Origin of the sequence: Leclercia sp. GLN_9 (assembly GCF_043105735.1) — a bacterium.
Classification (GTDB): domain Bacteria; phylum Pseudomonadota; class Gammaproteobacteria; order Enterobacterales; family Enterobacteriaceae; genus Enterobacter; species Enterobacter adecarboxylatus.
Map to the genome: position 1 here is coordinate 112379 of NZ_JBICLV010000009.1, position 16001 is coordinate 128379.

The 16001-nt window shown below is 59.4% G+C and carries 14 protein-coding genes; 5 read left to right on the forward strand and 9 right to left on the reverse strand.

Annotated features, from left to right (window positions below; translation table 11 throughout):
* The first annotated feature begins 81 nt into the window (after positions 1-81).
* On the forward strand, positions 82-627 hold the full coding sequence (locus tag ACF8PE_RS05000) for a PadR family transcriptional regulator (protein WP_032614273.1): 546 nt from the start codon (positions 82-84) through the stop codon (positions 625-627).
* Here the strand turns inward: ACF8PE_RS05000 and ACF8PE_RS05005 are convergent.
* Both ACF8PE_RS05005 and ACF8PE_RS05010 read right to left on the reverse strand, forming a co-directional pair.
* The gene (locus ACF8PE_RS05005) at positions 624-2183 is read right to left on the reverse strand and encodes a methyl-accepting chemotaxis protein (protein ID WP_032614275.1); all 1560 of its coding nucleotides are present in this window, start codon (positions 2181-2183) and stop codon (positions 624-626) included. The two genes, ACF8PE_RS05000 and ACF8PE_RS05005, sit on opposite strands and share 4 nt — an antisense overlap.
* 337 nt (positions 2184-2520) lie before the next feature.
* Entirely contained in the window at positions 2521-4041 is a 1521-nt protein-coding gene (locus ACF8PE_RS05010) for a PAS domain-containing methyl-accepting chemotaxis protein (RefSeq protein ID WP_144883269.1), read from the reverse strand.
* Positions 4042-4471: 430 nt separating this feature from the next.
* On the opposite strand from ACF8PE_RS05010, the gene ygjG reads away from it, so the two are divergent.
* Positions 4472-5851, forward strand: coding sequence for a putrescine aminotransferase (ygjG, locus tag ACF8PE_RS05015; protein ID WP_032614279.1), 1380 nt, complete (start codon positions 4472-4474; stop codon positions 5849-5851).
* Between the two features lie 87 nt (positions 5852-5938).
* Here ygjG and ACF8PE_RS05020 read toward each other — a convergent pair whose 3' ends face one another.
* On the reverse strand, positions 5939-6520 hold the full coding sequence (locus tag ACF8PE_RS05020) for a helix-turn-helix domain-containing protein (protein WP_032614621.1): 582 nt from the start codon (positions 6518-6520) through the stop codon (positions 5939-5941).
* A 63-nt stretch (positions 6521-6583) separates the two neighbouring features.
* Between ACF8PE_RS05020 and ACF8PE_RS05025 the strand changes: the two genes are divergently transcribed.
* Complete coding sequence (locus ACF8PE_RS05025) at positions 6584-7273, forward strand: B3/4 domain-containing protein (protein ID WP_032614281.1); 690 nt, start codon at positions 6584-6586, stop codon at positions 7271-7273.
* A gap of 99 nt (positions 7274-7372) precedes the next feature.
* Here the strand turns inward: ACF8PE_RS05025 and lsrG are convergent, their stop codons facing one another.
* From lsrG to lsrA, 6 genes are read right to left on the reverse strand one after another with little or no spacing between them, the layout of a single operon-like run.
* The gene (lsrG, locus tag ACF8PE_RS05030; RefSeq protein ID WP_032614283.1) at positions 7373-7666 is read right to left on the reverse strand and encodes a (4S)-4-hydroxy-5-phosphonooxypentane-2,3-dione isomerase; all 294 of its coding nucleotides are present in this window, start codon (positions 7664-7666) and stop codon (positions 7373-7375) included.
* On the reverse strand, positions 7663-8550 hold the full coding sequence (gene lsrF / locus ACF8PE_RS05035) for a 3-hydroxy-5-phosphonooxypentane-2,4-dione thiolase (RefSeq protein WP_032614286.1): 888 nt from the start codon (positions 8548-8550) through the stop codon (positions 7663-7665). The genes lsrG and lsrF overlap by 4 nt, the downstream gene beginning before the upstream one ends.
* 11 nt (positions 8551-8561) lie before the next feature.
* Positions 8562-9563, reverse strand: a complete 1002-nt coding sequence (gene lsrB, locus ACF8PE_RS05040) for an autoinducer 2 ABC transporter substrate-binding protein LsrB (protein WP_059307137.1) — start codon at positions 9561-9563, stop codon at positions 8562-8564.
* On the reverse strand, positions 9560-10543 hold the full coding sequence (lsrD, locus tag ACF8PE_RS05045; protein WP_077226332.1) for an autoinducer 2 ABC transporter permease LsrD: 984 nt from the start codon (positions 10541-10543) through the stop codon (positions 9560-9562). The genes lsrB and lsrD overlap by 4 nt, the downstream gene beginning before the upstream one ends.
* Complete coding sequence (lsrC, locus tag ACF8PE_RS05050; RefSeq protein WP_077226331.1) at positions 10544-11575, reverse strand: autoinducer 2 ABC transporter permease LsrC; 1032 nt, start codon at positions 11573-11575, stop codon at positions 10544-10546.
* The gene (lsrA, locus tag ACF8PE_RS05055; RefSeq protein WP_059307134.1) at positions 11572-13059 is read right to left on the reverse strand and encodes an autoinducer 2 ABC transporter ATP-binding protein LsrA; all 1488 of its coding nucleotides are present in this window, start codon (positions 13057-13059) and stop codon (positions 11572-11574) included. Before lsrA ends, lsrC begins: the two co-directional genes overlap by 4 nt.
* 214 nt (positions 13060-13273) lie before the next feature.
* Here lsrA and lsrR point away from each other — a divergent pair, with 214 nt between their 5' ends.
* Both lsrR and lsrK read left to right on the forward strand, forming a co-directional pair.
* On the forward strand, positions 13274-14245 hold the full coding sequence (gene lsrR, locus ACF8PE_RS05060) for a transcriptional regulator LsrR (RefSeq protein ID WP_032614299.1): 972 nt from the start codon (positions 13274-13276) through the stop codon (positions 14243-14245).
* Positions 14246-14277: 32 nt separating this feature from the next.
* Entirely contained in the window at positions 14278-15861 is a 1584-nt protein-coding gene (lsrK, locus tag ACF8PE_RS05065; protein WP_032614302.1) for an autoinducer-2 kinase, read from the forward strand.
* Positions 15862-16001: the final 140 nt, after the last annotated feature.

Below are 16001 nucleotides of genomic sequence, written 5' to 3' on the forward strand. Positions count from 1 at the left end.
TAAATAAACAACCCCTGTCAGCATTGCTACTTAACGAATTTTAGATATAAATTAGATATATCAAAATTACGGAGAAAGACGATGCGACACTCTCATGGCAGCGACAACCACCCTCACGCGCACCGCGGACGGGGCGGCGAACACCATCACGGCGGCGGACGCCGTCAGCGGTTCTTTGGTCACGGCGAATTACGGCTGGTGATCCTCGATATCCTGACCCGCAACGCCAGCCACGGTTATGAGCTGATAAAGGCGATTGAGACCCTGACTCAGGGCAACTACACCCCCAGCCCGGGCGTGATCTATCCGACGCTCGATTTTTTGCAGGATCAGCAATTCATCACCCTCACGGAAGAGGAGAACGGGCGTAAAAAGATTGAGATAACCCTTGCCGGGCAGCAGTGGCTGGATGAAAACCTGGAGCATCTGGAGCACATTCAGGAGCGCGTTAAAGCGCGCTGCGTGGGGTTCCAGCTGCGTAAAAACCCGCAGATGAAGCGGGCGCTGGATAACTTCAAGGCCGTGCTGGATTTGAAGGTGAATCAGGAAGAGACCAGCGACGCGCAGATCAAACAGATTATCGGCGTGATCGACCGCGCGGCGCTGGAAATTTCCCAGATGGATTAAGCGGTGGCTTCTGCGCGAACGCGGAACACTTTCACCAGATCTTTCAGGTTCAGCGCCTGCTCGTTCAGGGATGAGGCCGCCGCAACAGACTCTTCCACCAGGGCGGAGTTCTGTTGGGTGGTGGCGTCAATCAGGCCAATCGCACTGTTGATCTGCGAGATCCCTTCCGTCTGTTCATGGCTTGCCTGGCGGATCTCGCGCAGGATGACATCCATCTCCTCGACGTTACCCACCATGCCATTAATCAGTCCGCTGGCTTTTTCCACCAGCGCCATCCCGTCCTGGGTCTGGCTGGTGGAGCTTTCAATCAGCTGGCGGATTTCACTGGCAGAGGTGGCGCTCTTCTGGGCCAGCTGGCGAACTTCACCGGCCACGACCGCAAAACCACGACCATGTTCACCCGCACGAGCCGCCTCTACCGCCGCATTCAGCGCCAGAATATTGGTCTGGAAGGCAATGGAGTCGATCAGGTTGATGATGTCGGACATCCGGTTGGAGGTTTCGTTAATCAGGCGCATTTTGCTGGTCACCTGCTTCATCATCTCGCCGTTATTTTTAACCACTTTGGCCGCATCCGCAGAGAGGCTGGTGGCTTCACCGGTGTGCGAGGCGGTATTTTTCACCGTCGCGGTGATCTGCTCCATCGACGCTGCTGTCTGTTCCACGGAGCTGGCCTGCTCTTCCGTTCGTGCAGCCAGATCCTGGTTACCCGCCACAATCTGCGCCGCCGCGGTTGAGATATTTTCCGAGCCGAACTGCACCTGCTGCACAATCTCCAGCAGACGGTTTTTCATCTCCATCAGCGCAGTGAGCAGCTGACCGGTTTCGTCTTTACCGTGTGACGCGATGCTGCCGGTGAGATCGCCATCAGCAATGGACTGGGCAATATTGACCGCCTGGCCCAGCGGACGGGTAATCGAGCGCACGATAAACCACCCCATCAGGCTGCCTACCGCCACGCTGAACAGGGTGATCAGGATCAGCAGCAGGCGGTTGCTTCTGAAATCGCCGTTCACCTCCACGCCTGCGCGCTGCATCTCTTTGTCCTGAATGGCAATCAGCTCCTGCACTTTTGCCTTGTAGGCCTGCTGCAGGCTGAGGGTGTTGGTCATCATCTCCTGAATCGCCCCCGCCCGATCGTTGTTCTGCACCGCCTGCAGGATGCGATAGCGGGAATCGAGATATTGCTGGCGTACCCCGCTGATATCGGACAATACCTGCTGGGACGCTTTATCCTGCAAGGCCTTGTTTAGATCGCCGAGGATCAGGGTGATACGCTCGCTGATCGTCTTCAGCTTCTGTTCTGACTGCTCCCGGTACTTGCCCTGGTCATCCAGCAACATGAGCTGTTGGGTGCCAATAAATTCCTGGAAGTTTTCAATTAACTGGTTCGCTTTTACCGTTGTTGGATAATCGCTGGTGATAATGGATTGCATCCCGTTATTCGCCCGGTTAAGGCTCAACAGAGATAAACTCGCGCTTATCCCCATCAGGACAATAAAGAACCCAAACGCCAGAAATAATTTCGTGCCGATCTTTACGTCATGCAAGAACATATTTACTCCATCGATGTGATTATTTCTCAGACGATCAGCGTTATCGGTAACTTTAGGGCTAACTTTATGAGTTTGATCGCTTTTTTCTTTCGTGAAAGAAACTATGGATAGGCGCAGACTATTAATTTCTGCTCATCGATCGTTATATAACCCTCTGAAGCGGTATTTTTGACGTCTCATTGGGGAAAACTAACGCAGGCGGGGATAATTACCAGATCTGTTTTTTTAATTATTTAATATTAAATTAACACTCAGCCATATAAATAATTACAAATTAACAAATAAAAAAGCCGCTCACTCCGGCGGGAGCAAACGGCTTTTCTGGAACGTTACTGACTCAGTGAAGCACGGTAACGGCATCTTCCAGACGTTTCGCCCGGTGTTTCACCATCGCAGAGACCTGGGCGCTCGTTTCAACCAGCGCTGCGTTTTTCTGGGTAATAGAGTCCAGCTCGGCCACGGCGCGGGTCAGCTCCGACAGCCCGGAGGCCTGCTCCGACGTCGAGTGGCTGATCTCGGCGATCAGCCGGGTGACGTTCTGTACCTTCTCCACGATATCGTCCATCGTGCGTCCGGCGGCATGTACCTGCTCGGAACCCGACATCACTTTGCTGGCGCTGGCGTCGATGAGCTTGCGGATATCGTTGGCGGCACTGGCGCTGCGGCTGGCCAGATGGCGCACTTCCCCGGCGACCACGGCAAAGCCTTTCCCCTGCTCGCCCGCTCTGGCCGCTTCCACGGCCGCATTCAGCGCCAGGATGTTAGTCTGGAAAGCGATGTCGTTAATCAGCTTGGTGATAGAGCCGATACGCTGGGTGCTGTCGGCAATTTCGTCCATGGTGTTCACCACGGTTTGCATCGCGTGCCCGCCCTGGGTGGCCGCATCGCTGGCGGCAATGGAGAGCTTATCGGCATCGACGGCGGTACGGGTGTTGTTCTGCACCGTCATTGCCAGCTGATTCATCGTCTCAACGGTCTGCTTCACGTTCGATACCGTCTGGTGGGTACGATCGTTAAGGTCATCATTCCCCTTCGCCAGCTGGTCGCTGCCGTCACGCACATTAATGACCTGGCTGGAGACATCATTGATCAGCCAGCGGCACATCAGCCCGAGTTGCCCGACGGCGCGCAGGGTCAGCCCCAGCTCGTCGCTGCGGTTAAGATGTTCAACGCTATTACGCTCGCCGGTCGCCACCTTCAGCGCCTGACGGGCGACGTTTTCGACCGGACGCACAATCTGCTGCTCAAACAGCAGGGTTCCCAGCAGCATGACCAACGCGCTGACGCCCAGCGCCGTCCAGCTCGCGCCGGTGGCGAACAGCGCGCCTGCGAGCACCAGGAAGAGCGCGGCCATCACGCTACGTACCCGCCAGCGCAGCGGCATCGCGGGCAGCTTGCCGGTCCAGCCTTTCGCTACTACCAGCCCTTTATGCACCCGTTTTTTGCTGCGCCCTTCGTTGAGTGCCTTATAGAGAGGTTCGACGGCGGCAATCTCGTCCGGGGTGGCTTTCACGCGGATGGACATATAGCCGGTGGTCTGGCCGTTGCGCACCATCGGCACCGCGTTCGCGCGCACCCAGTAATGATCGCCATTTTTCCGCAGGTTTTTCACGATGCCGCTCCAGGGTTCGCCCTGTTGCAGGGTGTACCACATATCGGCGAAGGCGGCTTTTGGCATGTCAGGGTGGCGAACGAGGTTGTGCGGCTGGCCCACCAGTTCATCCAGAGAGTAACCACTCACCTGGACAAAGGTGTCATTGGCCTGGGTAATGTAGCTGTGCAGATCGGTGGTGGACATGAGTGTGGTGTCATCTTTCAGTGGGTACTCACACTGTGTGACAAATTGTTGAGGCGACATAGGCATCCCTTGCAGGTTACTTGAATGTTATTTTTTTGACTTAACGTTTTTTCGGCGTTAATGGTTTTATCTTTAGTTGTTAAACATGCCTCAGATCGCAAAACGCAACTAAACCGCATTTTTTGTGTGTTTCCCTAATGTATTGATATTAAATGGTTTCGCTGTGAAACTACTCCCAAAGGAGGATCGTCCACTCCGCCTGTCCGACGCCCTTTCGCACTAAAACAGGGCGAATGCACTACAAAAGCGCATTCTGATATGGCAAAAATCCGTCGCGTTGTCGCTGAAACCCCGTTTCGCATGATTAAATATTGTGTAACATTATTTTAACCTGGCGTTTATCCCGATTTTTGCCCCCTCACCGGATGTGGCGCAAAGCCTGCAATACTTAATCCAGTATCATGTGATACGCCATTCCCGGGAGCACATCTTGAACAGGTTACCCTCCAGCGCATCGGCTCTTGCCTGTACCGCGCACGCACTGAATCTCATTGAGAAGCGAACGCTTGATCATGAGGAGATGAAACAACTTAACCGCGAGGTGATTGATTACTTCAAAGAACATGTGAATCCCGGGTTTTTGGAATACAGAAAATCTGTAACAGCAGGCGGGGATTACGGAGCCGTAGAGTGGCAGGCGGGAAGTCTTAATACGCTTGTCGACACTCAGGGACAAGAGTTTGTAGATTGCCTGGGTGGATTTGGTATTTTCAACGTGGGGCACCGTAATCCAGTAGTGGTTTCCGCCGTACAAAATCAGCTTGCAAAACAACCCCTTCATAGCCAGGAACTGCTGGATCCCCTGCGGGCGATGCTGGCAAAAACGCTGGCGGCACTGACGCCGGGTAAACTCAAATACAGTTTCTTCTGTAACAGCGGCACGGAATCGGTAGAAGCGGCGATCAAACTCGCCAAAGCCTACCAGTCGCCGCGCGGGAAATTCACGTTTATTGCCACCAGCGGCGCCTTCCACGGCAAGTCGTTAGGTGCGCTCTCTGCAACGGCAAAATCTGCCTTCCGTAAACCCTTTATGCCGCTGCTGCCGGGCTTCCGTCACGTGCCGTTCGGCGACATCAACGCCATGCGCTCCGCGCTTTCTGAATGCCGTAAAACCGGCGACGACGTGGCGGCGGTGATCCTCGAGCCTATCCAGGGCGAAGGGGGGGTGATCCTGCCGCCAGCGGGCTACCTGCCCGCGGTGCGTCAGCTGTGCGATGAGTTTGGCGCGCTGCTGATTCTGGATGAAGTGCAGACCGGCATGGGGCGTACCGGCAAGATGTTTGCCTGCGAGCACGAGAACGTGCAACCGGACATCCTCTGTCTGGCCAAAGCGCTGGGTGGCGGCGTGATGCCAATCGGCGCCACGGTCGCCACCGAAGAGGTGTTCTCGGTGCTGTTCGACAATCCTTTCCTGCACACCACCACCTTTGGCGGCAACCCGCTGGCCTGCGCCGCGGCGCTGGCGACCATTAACGTGCTGCTGGAGGAGAACCTGCCCGCCCAGGCGGAGCAGAAAGGCGACATGCTGTTGGATGGCTTCCGCCAGCTGGGACGTGAATACCCGGACCTGGTGCAGGACGCGCGCGGCAAAGGGATGCTGATGGCGATTGAGTTTGTCGATAACGAAACCGGCTACAGCTTCGCGAGTGAGATGTTCCGCCAGCGGGTCCTGGTGGCAGGCACGCTCAACAACTCGAAGACCATTCGCATTGAACCGCCGCTGACGCTGACCATTGAGCAGTGTGAGCTGGTGCTGAAAGCGGCCCGTCAGGCGCTGGCCGCCTTGCGGGTGAGTGTGGCAGAAGCATAAGAGACGCCGGGCGGCGCTGCGCTTGCCCGGCCTTCTGTTCCCAATGCGACTGTCGGCCCGGTAAGCGAAGCGCTACCGGGCATTTTTTTACCGGTGAAACTCCGCCACGGTCATGGTGAATCGCACCACGCTTTCCCCCTGGTTTGCATAGCTGTGCGCCGCGTCAGTTTTTGCCACTGCCGACGCCCCTGCAACCACCTGGGTTACGCTTTCCTCTATCTTCAGCGTTAATACCCCTGCTTCCACATGGAGCAGCTCAAAGGTGCCTGCGGGATGGCCGGGCGAGCTGAAGCTTTCGCCCGGCTGCATCTCCCAGCGCCAGAGTTCGATCATATCCGGGCCAGCCGTACCCGCCAGTAGCCGGGCGCTGCCGCCCTTCTCACCCTGCCAGAGCACCGGGATCGCTGCTTCCTCGATAATATGTACCTGCGGCTCGCTGGCGACATTGACGATATCGGCCACCGACACGCCGAGCGCCGCCGCCAGCTTGCAGAGGATCGCAATGCTGGGGTTGGCGGCCCCTTTTTCGATCTCTACCAGCATCCCCTTGCTGACGCTGGCCCGGCGCGACAGCTCATCCAGCGACAGCTTTTTCTCTTTCCGCCAGTTGCGGATACGGTTCGCCACCGCCAGGCTTACCCGGGCGACGTCTGCGCCCTGTTCGGTCATTATATTGACTTTATCGGTCACTGGTCATTACCATGGTATAAAACAGTCGATACAGGATTATTTATGTCCCTCCTCACGCCGTCAATAGATCCCCGTCTGGCCGGGATCGCGCCGGGGTTCCGCGCGCTGAGCATCGTGGTCGAAGCCGCGCCCGTTACCGCACCCGATGTGGCCTCTGCCGCGTTAGCCCAGGCCTGCCAGCAGATGTTGAACGATGATTTTCCCTGGGCGGAGGCCCATCTCGCTGCCTGGGATGCGGCATTCAAAGCCTTTGGTGCGAAACCGAAACGCACTCCCTGCTCCGCCAGCGCCCTGCGCAAGCGGGTCCTGAAAGAGGGCACGCTGCCTTCACTCGATCCGGTGGTGGATATCTACAATGCAGTCAGCATCCGCTACGCCATTCCGGTGGGCGGAGAGAATCTTGCCGCCTACACCGGCGCACCGCGCCTGACGCTGGCCGACGGTAGCGAGCCTTTTGACACCGTCAAAGAGGGGCAGCCGGACGTGGAGTATCCCGATGCGGGTGAGGTTATCTGGCGCGATGACGTGGGGGTGACCTGCCGACGCTGGAACTGGCGACAGGGGGTACGCACCCGGCTGGACAGCCAGGCGCAGACCATGTGGTTTATTCTTGAAAGCCTGCCCGCAATGCCGTTAGCGGCGCTGGAAGCGGCCGGGGATGAGCTGGTCAGTCATCTGCAGCGCCTGATGCCGGGGGCAACAGCGCGGGTTCAGCTGCTGGAACTGGCCTGAAAAATGCCGGGCGGCGCAGCGCTTGCCCGGCCTGGGTGATTTGCAGGGGTCTGTAGGCCCGGTAAGCATAGCGCCACCGGGCACCAGGCCGCACAATCCCTACTCTGGCATCAACCCGACAAAACAGCGTTTTTTACGCGGCTCAGACATCAGATCTTCAAGCTTCTCCACGCACGCCTTGTAATGCGGGGTCTGCTTATGCGCCAGCACCGCCTCTTCATCTTTGTAAGCTTCGTAGATAAAGAACCGGGTTTTTACCCGCGGATCCTGAAGCACGTCGAAACGCAGGTTGCCCGGCTCCCGGATCGCCCCTTCATGGTTGGCACGAAACACCTCCAGAAACTCGTCCACCCGATCCGGTTTAATGTTGATCTCCACTAACGTCACGTTCATTGTGTTTCTCCCTGTTTTTCCTCCTGCCAGAACTGATACGCCTCGCGGGCGCTCATCTTCTCGTGTACCACCTTCTTCACCGCCTTCAGCATCGCCAGCGGGGCACTGGACTGGAAGATATTGCGCCCCATGTCCACGCCTGACGCCCCCTGGTCGATGGCGCGGAAACACATCTCCAGCGCCTCGTGTTCCGGCAGTTTTTTGCCCCCGGCGATAACAATCGGCACCGGACAGCTGGCAGTCACTTTTTCGAAGCCCTCTTCCACAAAATAGGTTTTGACGAACTGCGCCCCCATCTCGGCGGCGATGCGGCTGGCAAGCGAAAAGTAGCGCGCATCCCGGGCCATCTCTTTACCGACCCCGGTCACCGCCAGGGTTGGGATGCCGTAGCGGTTGCCCGCATCCACCAGCTTGATGATGTTGTTGATCGACTGGTGCTCATATTCGCTGCCGATATAGACCTGCGCCGCCACCGCGCAGACGTTCAGGCGCAGGGCATCCTCCATCGCCACCGCCACGCACTCGTTGGAAAGCTCCCCGAGCATCGAGTTGCCACCCGAAGCACGCAGTACCACCGGCTTGTTGGTCGCGGGCGGCACGGTGCTACGCAGAATGCCGCGGGTACACATCAGCACGTCGGTTTCGGCAAACAGCGGCGCAATGGAGAGATCGATGCGTTCCAGCCCGGTGGTCGGCCCCTGAAAGTAGCCATGATCGAAAGCCAGCATGACCGTGCGATTGCTGGCGGGGTTGAAGATGCGCGCCAGCCGCGACTGCATCCCCCAGTCCAGCGCCCCACAGCCCTTCAGCGTAAAGGGCACATTCTGCTGCGGTCGGTCGAGGCCAAAGTTCTTACCCTCTTTGATGTCGTCTAAATCAGCCATGTTCCCCCCTGTCAGAAATCGTAGTTATTGATGTTCTCTTTGGTGAACACCACCCGCTCCGGCAGCAGCACAATGCCATTGCCTTTCGCTTCATACTGATAGCCCTGCACGCTGTTTGGCTCGACCTTCAGGGCACCGATATCTTTGACCTCCACGCTGTCACCCACGTTAAGATCGCCTTTTTTCAGCAAACGATCGGCGACATTGACCGCAATTTTGCCCTGTTGCACCACGTCCCACAGGCCGAAGGCTTTCACCGTGCCGCGCTCTACGTACGGGCGCATCACGTTAGGCGTACTGAAACCAACAATCGCCACCCCTTCGCGCTTCAGGTTCTCGGCGGCCTGGGCTGCCGCTGGCAGGGCGTTGGCGTCCGGGGCGATGATCGCATCCAGATCCGGGTAGGCTTTTAAGATCCCTTCGGCGGTCTGCAAGGATTTGGTGGCATCGTTATAGCCAAACTGGGTGGTGACGATCTGCCACTGAGGATGATCTTTGGCGATTTTGGCTTTCGCCTCTTTCACCCACTGGTTCTGGTCGGTCACGGTCGGGCTGGAGTAGAAGAACGCCACTTTGGCGGCCGGTTTGGTCACCTGCTTCGAGGCCATATCCACCAGCAGGCCGCCAAGCTGTTCCGGGGTGCCCTGGTTGATGTAGATGCTGCGGCACTCTGGTTTGGTGTCGGAGTCCCAGGTCAGCACTTTGACCCCGCGCTGCATGGCGCGTTTCAGGGCCGGACAGAGGCCGTCGGGGGAGACCGCCGAAACAATAATGGCGTTATAGCCCTGGTTGACGAAGTTATTGATCAGTTGCACCTGCCCGGAGACGCTCGGCTCGGTCGGGCCATCGTAGGTGACGTCGGTTCCCAGCTCTTTACCCGCCTCTTTCGCGCCGTTACCGCCGCTGGTAAAGAAGCCGACCCCCACCAGTTTCGGGATAAACGCGATGCGATCCGCCGCCTGCGCCGTCGCCACGCTTAACGCCACGGCCAGCACTATCAGTTTTATTTTCATCTTACGCTCCGGGTATTTTTTGTGAGAAGAGAACGCACCCATTCACGGTGCAAACTCAGCGAACGCCCCATGACCACCACAACCAGCAGCGCCCCTGACAGCGCGCTCGACACCTGGTTGGGAATGCCGACCATCTGTAACCCCTGCTGTAAGTACCCCACCAGCAACGCCGCCAGTGCCGTACCCACAACCGAACCTGAACCGCCATAGATATTCGCCCCGCCGAGCACCGCGGCGGTAAGCGCGGGCATCAGCAGGTCGCGCCCTAAATCAGAACGCGCCGAGCCGAAATAGGAGACCATCACCAGGGCGGCGATGGCCGAGGCCACGCCCACCAGGCCATACAGCGCATAGGGCATGCCGTTGACCGATAACGCGGCATAGCGCGCCGCGCGCGGGTTTTGTCCAATCAGAAACAGGTGGCGGCCAAAACGCCCGCGATGGACGATCAGCCAGAAGAAGAAAGTGATCACCGCGAACAGCACCAGGGGGATCGGCAGCCCCAGCAGCGTCAGATTGGCAAAGGCGGTGAAGCTCTCCGGGAAGCCGCCAATCCCTTCGTAGCCGGTTGCTCCTGCCATTCCCGAGAGCAGCAGCGCCCCGCCGCCGTACAGGTACAGCGTGCCGAGGGTGATCACCAGCGGGCTGATGCCGGTGTAGTGGATCAGCGCCGCGTTGAACAGGCCACACAGCAGCCCGAGCAGCAATGTGAGCGGGATCGCCGCCGCCATCGGCACGCCGGACTGCATCATCACCCCCAACGCGATGGCGCACAGGCCGATGGTGGAGCCGAGCGAGATATCAATCCCACCGCTGATGATCACCAACGTCAGCGGCAGCGCCACAATGCCGATGCAGATAAAGTCGCTGGTGCTGAACAGCAGCATATTGATGTCGAGCATCCGCGGATTGAGGGTGCCAAACAGCAGGATCTCCAGCACCAGTAACAGCAGCAGCGCCCACTCCCAGTTAAGCTTCATCTACGCCACCTCTTTGTTGCGTTTGCGAAACGGGGTGACGTGCTTCCCCCCTTTGTTGCCCGGCTGGAAGCGGCTGTACTTCAGCGCCCGCTGATGACGAGCCAGCGCCTGGCGTAACCGTCCGTCGAGCACCAGCACCCCCAGCAGCACTAATCCGGCGATAAAGTCGTTCCACCAGGCCGGGAGGCGGAACAGCACCAGCACGGTGTCGATTTGGGTCAGGAAGAAAGCGCCCAGCAGCGCGCCGATTAACGTGCCCGTACCGCCGAGCAGAGAAATACCCCCGAGCACGCAGGCGGCGATGGCCTTCATCTCCAGCCCGCTGCCGGTCTGATTGGGTACAAAGCCAATCTGCGCGGCAAACACAATCCCGGCGCAGGCCGCCAGCACGCCGTTGAGGGTAAAGGCCGCCATTCGGGTACGGTTGACCGCCACGCCTAACTGGCGGGCCGCTGCGAGGTTATCCCCGACGGCGTAAAAATCGCGGCCAAAGGCGGTGCGCGACAGGGTCCACGCGCCGAGAGCGGCAATGACCAGTACCACAATGCCGAGCGGCGATATACCAAGAGCAACCGGCTCCGACAGAGATTTCAGGCTCGACGGCAACCCTTCTATCCACTTCCCGCCCGTCCACAACAGCATCGCCCCACGCCATAGCCCCAGCGTGCCGAGGGTGGCGACAATCGCCGGAATGCGCAGCCCCACCACCAGCAGGCCGTTGAAGGCACCCGCCACCGCCCCGATAGCCAGCGCAAACAAAATGGCCACCGGCAGGCCGTAGCCGTTATTTAGCGCCACACCAACGGCTATGGCGCACAGCCCAACGATGGAGCCGACCGACACGTCGATGTTACGGGTCAGCATTACCAGCCCGGCGCCGAGCGCCAGCAGGATCAGGATTTGCGCGCTGGCAAAGATCATCCCCAGCGTCTGCAAACTGAGATAGGCCGGGTTAAGGGCCACCAGCACCACAAACAGGGCCAGGATCGCCAGCAATGCACTCAGTTCGCGGTTTTTGAGCAGTGTTTTCATGCCTGTCCTCCGAAGGCCAGGGCCATCATCCGGTCAAGAGTGACGGCGTGGCGCGGCAGTTCTCCGCTGAGCACCCCCTGATGCATGACCAGCACCCGATCCGCCAGACCCGGGAACTCATCCATGTCGCTGGAGATCATCAGCACCGCCACGTTTTGCGCCGCCACGCTTTTGATGAGCTGGTAGATATCGGCCCGGGCCGAGACATCCACCCCGCGGGTCGGTTCATCGACGATCAGCAGCAGCGGATTGGCCTCCAGACAGCGCGCCAGCAGCACCTTCTGCTGATTGCCGCCCGACAAGGTGCGCACCGTCTGATCCGGGCCGTTGAGTTTGATCCCCAGCGCGCGGTGATAACGCTCCACGACTGCGGCCTCGCGTTTACGCTGCTGCCAGAGCGAGGGTTCGTTCAGCGCCACCGTGTTCCAGCGTACCGGCGCATCAAGGAACAGGCCGGACACCTGCCTGTCCTCCGGCAGATAGACCAGCCCTTTCTCCAGCCGGGTGCTTACCGGATCGGTGTCGATCTGCTGGTTTTCGAGCCAGATCTTCCCTCCACGCGGCGGGCGCAGGCCGTACAGCGTTTCGGCAAACTCGGTGCGCCCGGATCCCACCAGCCCGGCCAGGCCGACGATCTCCCCGGCGTAGATCTCAAGGCTGAGATCGATAAACCCTTCTCCGGTAAGGCTCTCCACCCGCAGCACCGGGAAATCCTGGGCCTGGGTGCGGCGATTGCCCGGCAGCGCCAGCCACAATTTTTGCGTATCGCTCAGGCCCTGATCGCGGCTGACCGGAGTCATCGCGGCGATCAGCGCGTTGTCATCAAACTGCGCGGTTTCGCCACTCAGCACGATGGCCCCGTCGCGCATCACCGAGACGTGGCTGGCGAGCTGGCGGATTTCTGGCAGTTTGTGGGAGATAAAGACGATGCCAACCCCCGTGGCCTGTAAGGCGCGGATCTGGCGAAACAGGCGCTCCGTTTCACCCGGGGTCAGCGAGGCGGTCGGTTCATCGAGGATCAGGATTTTCGCCTCGCGCATCAGCCCCCGCAGGATCTCCACCATCTGCTGATCCGCCACCTCCAGCGTGCTGGCAGCGGCCTCTAAATTGAGCTGGCACTGGAGCTGTTCCAGCTTATCGGCAAGGCGCTGGCCGGTGGCCTGCCCGCGTGGTAAACGGAAAAGGATGTTTTCCCGCACGCTGAGATTCGGAAACAGCATCGGCTCCTGCGGCACCAGATAGATGCCCAGCTGGTGCGCCTGCCCCGGCTTGAGGCGAGCAAAAGGCTGCCCGGCGATAGCAAGTTCACCGCGGTCGGGGGTTTCGACGCCGGCGACGATCTTCATCAGGGTCGATTTCCCCGCGCCGTTGCCGCCCATCAGGGCGTGCACCTGTCCTGCAAGCAGAGTGAAATCAATGTTTTTCAATACAGGAACGCCGGAAAACTGTTTCTGGATCCCGCGCGCCTCGATAAGTGCTGTCATTATCGCTCCGCCATTGAACAAATGATTTTTGAAATTAATAATGTTCAAAAGCGTAGACGGTGAACTATATTTACAACCGTGCAGGGATCACAGTTTTACGGATGGGATCCCGATAATGCTGAAACATTCCTGAATATCCGTTTTGCCGCGTGGCTCACAGATTCAACCTGCGGCGAGGCGAACATATGATCTAAATTTTGATAAGAGTTCAAATATGGGCGAGAAACGCGTTGCCGAAGAGGGACGATTTGCCGGACTGGCACTGACGGAAGAGGAACTGGTCGCGCGCGTGGCGTGGTGCTACTACCACGACGGCCTGACGCAGAACGATATCGGCGAACGGCTGGGATTACCGCGGCTCAAGATTTCGCGGCTGCTGGAAAAGGGCCGACAGTCCGGGGTGATCCGCGTGCAGATCAACTCCCGCTACGAAGGCTGTCTGGCGCTGGAGACCGAGCTTCAGCAGCGCTTCGGCCTGCGGCTTGCCCGCGTGCTGCCAGCCCTGAACACCCCGCCGATGAGCGTGCGCTTAGGCATTGGCGCCGCGCAGTCGTTAATGGGCGTACTGGAACCCGGTCAGTTGCTGGCGGTGGGATTTGGTGAAACCACCATGAGCTGCATTCAGCACTTAAGCGGTTTTATCAGCTCTCAGCAGGTGCGGCTGGTAACGCTTTCCGGCGGCGTCGGGCCTTACATGACCGGTATTGGCCAGCTGGATGCCGCCTGCAGTATCAGCATGATCCCCGCCCCGCTGCGGGTGTCATCGCCGGAAGTGGCTGGCATTTTAAAGCGGGAAACCAGCGTGCGGGATGTGATCCTCGCTGCCACCGCCGCCGACGTGGCCGTGGTCGGGATTGGCGCGGTGAACCAGCGCCGGGACGCCACCATACTGCGATCCGGCTATATCAGCGAAGGCGAACAGCTGATGTTTGCCCGTAAAGGGGCGGTGGGCGACATCCTGGGTTATTTCCTCAATGCCGACGGCGAGCGGATTGATGAGCTGGAGATCCACCGGGAATTACTGGGCGTCACCCTCGATGAACTGGCACAACTGCCCGTCATTGTCGGCGTCGCCGGAGGAGAAGAGAAAGCCGATGCGATTTATGCCGCACTGAACGGTCGCCGTATCAATGGCCTGGTGACGGAAGAGACGACAGCCCGCGCGGTGCTGGCTCTGGCGAAATAAGAGCCGCCCTGCGCCTGACACGAGGCAAGCTCATGAGTTACCTTTTAGCGTTAGATGCAGGGACAGGCAGCGTTCGCGCCGTGATTTTCGACTTATCCGGCAACCAGATTGCCGTTGGCCAGGCGGAGTGGAAACACCTGAGCGTGGAGAACGTCCCCGGCTCGATGGAGTTTGACCTCGACACCAACTGGCGGCTGGCCTGCCAGTGCATTCACCAGGCGCTCGATCGGGCGCAGCTGAGCGCGGCGGATATCCAGTCTGTCGCCTGCTGCTCAATGCGCGAAGGCATCGTCCTGTATGACCGCAACGGCGAGGCGATCTGGGCCTGCGCCAACGTTGATGCCCGCGCCAGCCGTGAAGTGGCCGAGCTGAAAGAGATCCACGACTTCCGTTTTGAGTCCGAAGTGTATGACGTGTCCGGCCAGACCCTGGCCCTGAGCGCCATGCCGCGCCTGCTGTGGCTGGCGCACCATCGCCCGGATATCTACCGCAAAGCGGCAACCATCACCATGATCAGCGACTGGCTGGCGGCGAAACTGTCGGGCGAGCTGGCCGTCGATCCTTCTAATGCTGGCACCACCGGCATGTTAGATCTGTTTTCCCGCGACTGGCGTCCGGCGCTGCTGGATATGGCCGGGTTGCGGGCTGACATCCTCTCCCCTGTTAAAGAGACCGGTACTGTGCTGGGGGCCATCACCAAAGCGGCCGCCCAGCAGAGCGGCCTGCGCGAAGGCACGCCCGTCGTGATGGGTGGCGGCGATGTGCAACTCGGTTGCCTCGGACTGGGGGTGGTCCGCGCCGGACAAACCGCGGTGCTGGGCGGGACCTTCTGGCAGCAGGTCGTCAACCTGCCGCGGGTGCGTACCGATCCGCAGATGAACATCCGCGTGAACCCGCACGTTATCCCTGGCATGGCTCAGGCGGAGTCGATCAGCTTCTTCACGGGATTAACGATGCGCTGGTTCCGCGACGCCTTTTGCGCCGAAGAGAAACTGATCGCCGAGCGGATGGGGATGGACACTTATGCGCTGATGGAAGAGATGGCCAGCCGCGTTCCGGCAGGCTCCCACGGCGTTATGCCGATCTTCTCTGACGCGATGCACTTTAAGCAGTGGTATCACGCCGCGCCGTCGTTTATTAACCTCTCCATCGACCCGGAAAAGTGCAATAAAGCCACCCTGTTCCGCGCCCTGGAAGAGAATGCGGCCATCGTCTCGGCGTGCAATCTGGCGCAGATCTCGCAGTTTTCCGGCGTCAATTTTGACAGCCTGGTGTTTGCTGGCGGCGGTGCGAAAGGGGCGCTGTGGAGCCAGATTTTAAGCGACGTCACCGGCCTGCCGGTGCGGGTGCCGGAGGTGAAAGAAGCCACCGCGCTGGGATGCGCCATTGCCGCCGGAACCGGTGCCGGGCTGTATGCCGACATGGCCGCGACGGGCGAGAAGCTGGTGAAGTGGAGCCGGGAGTTCACCCCGAATCCGGCGCACCGGGAGCTGTACGACGGCATGATGCAGAAATGGCAGGCGGTGTATGCCGACCAGCTCGGGCTGGTGGACAGCGGGCTGACGACATCGATGTGGCAGGCACCGGGGCTGGTGCGGGCATCCCCCTCACCCTAACCCTCTCCCCATAGGGGAGAGGGAACTGTCCCCTGCGGTTTTTCCCACTCGCCTCATTAGGGAGAGGGAGCTGCCTGGGGCGGTCTTTCCCCCTCACCCTAACCCTCTCCCCATAGGGGAGAGGGAACTGTCCCCTGCGG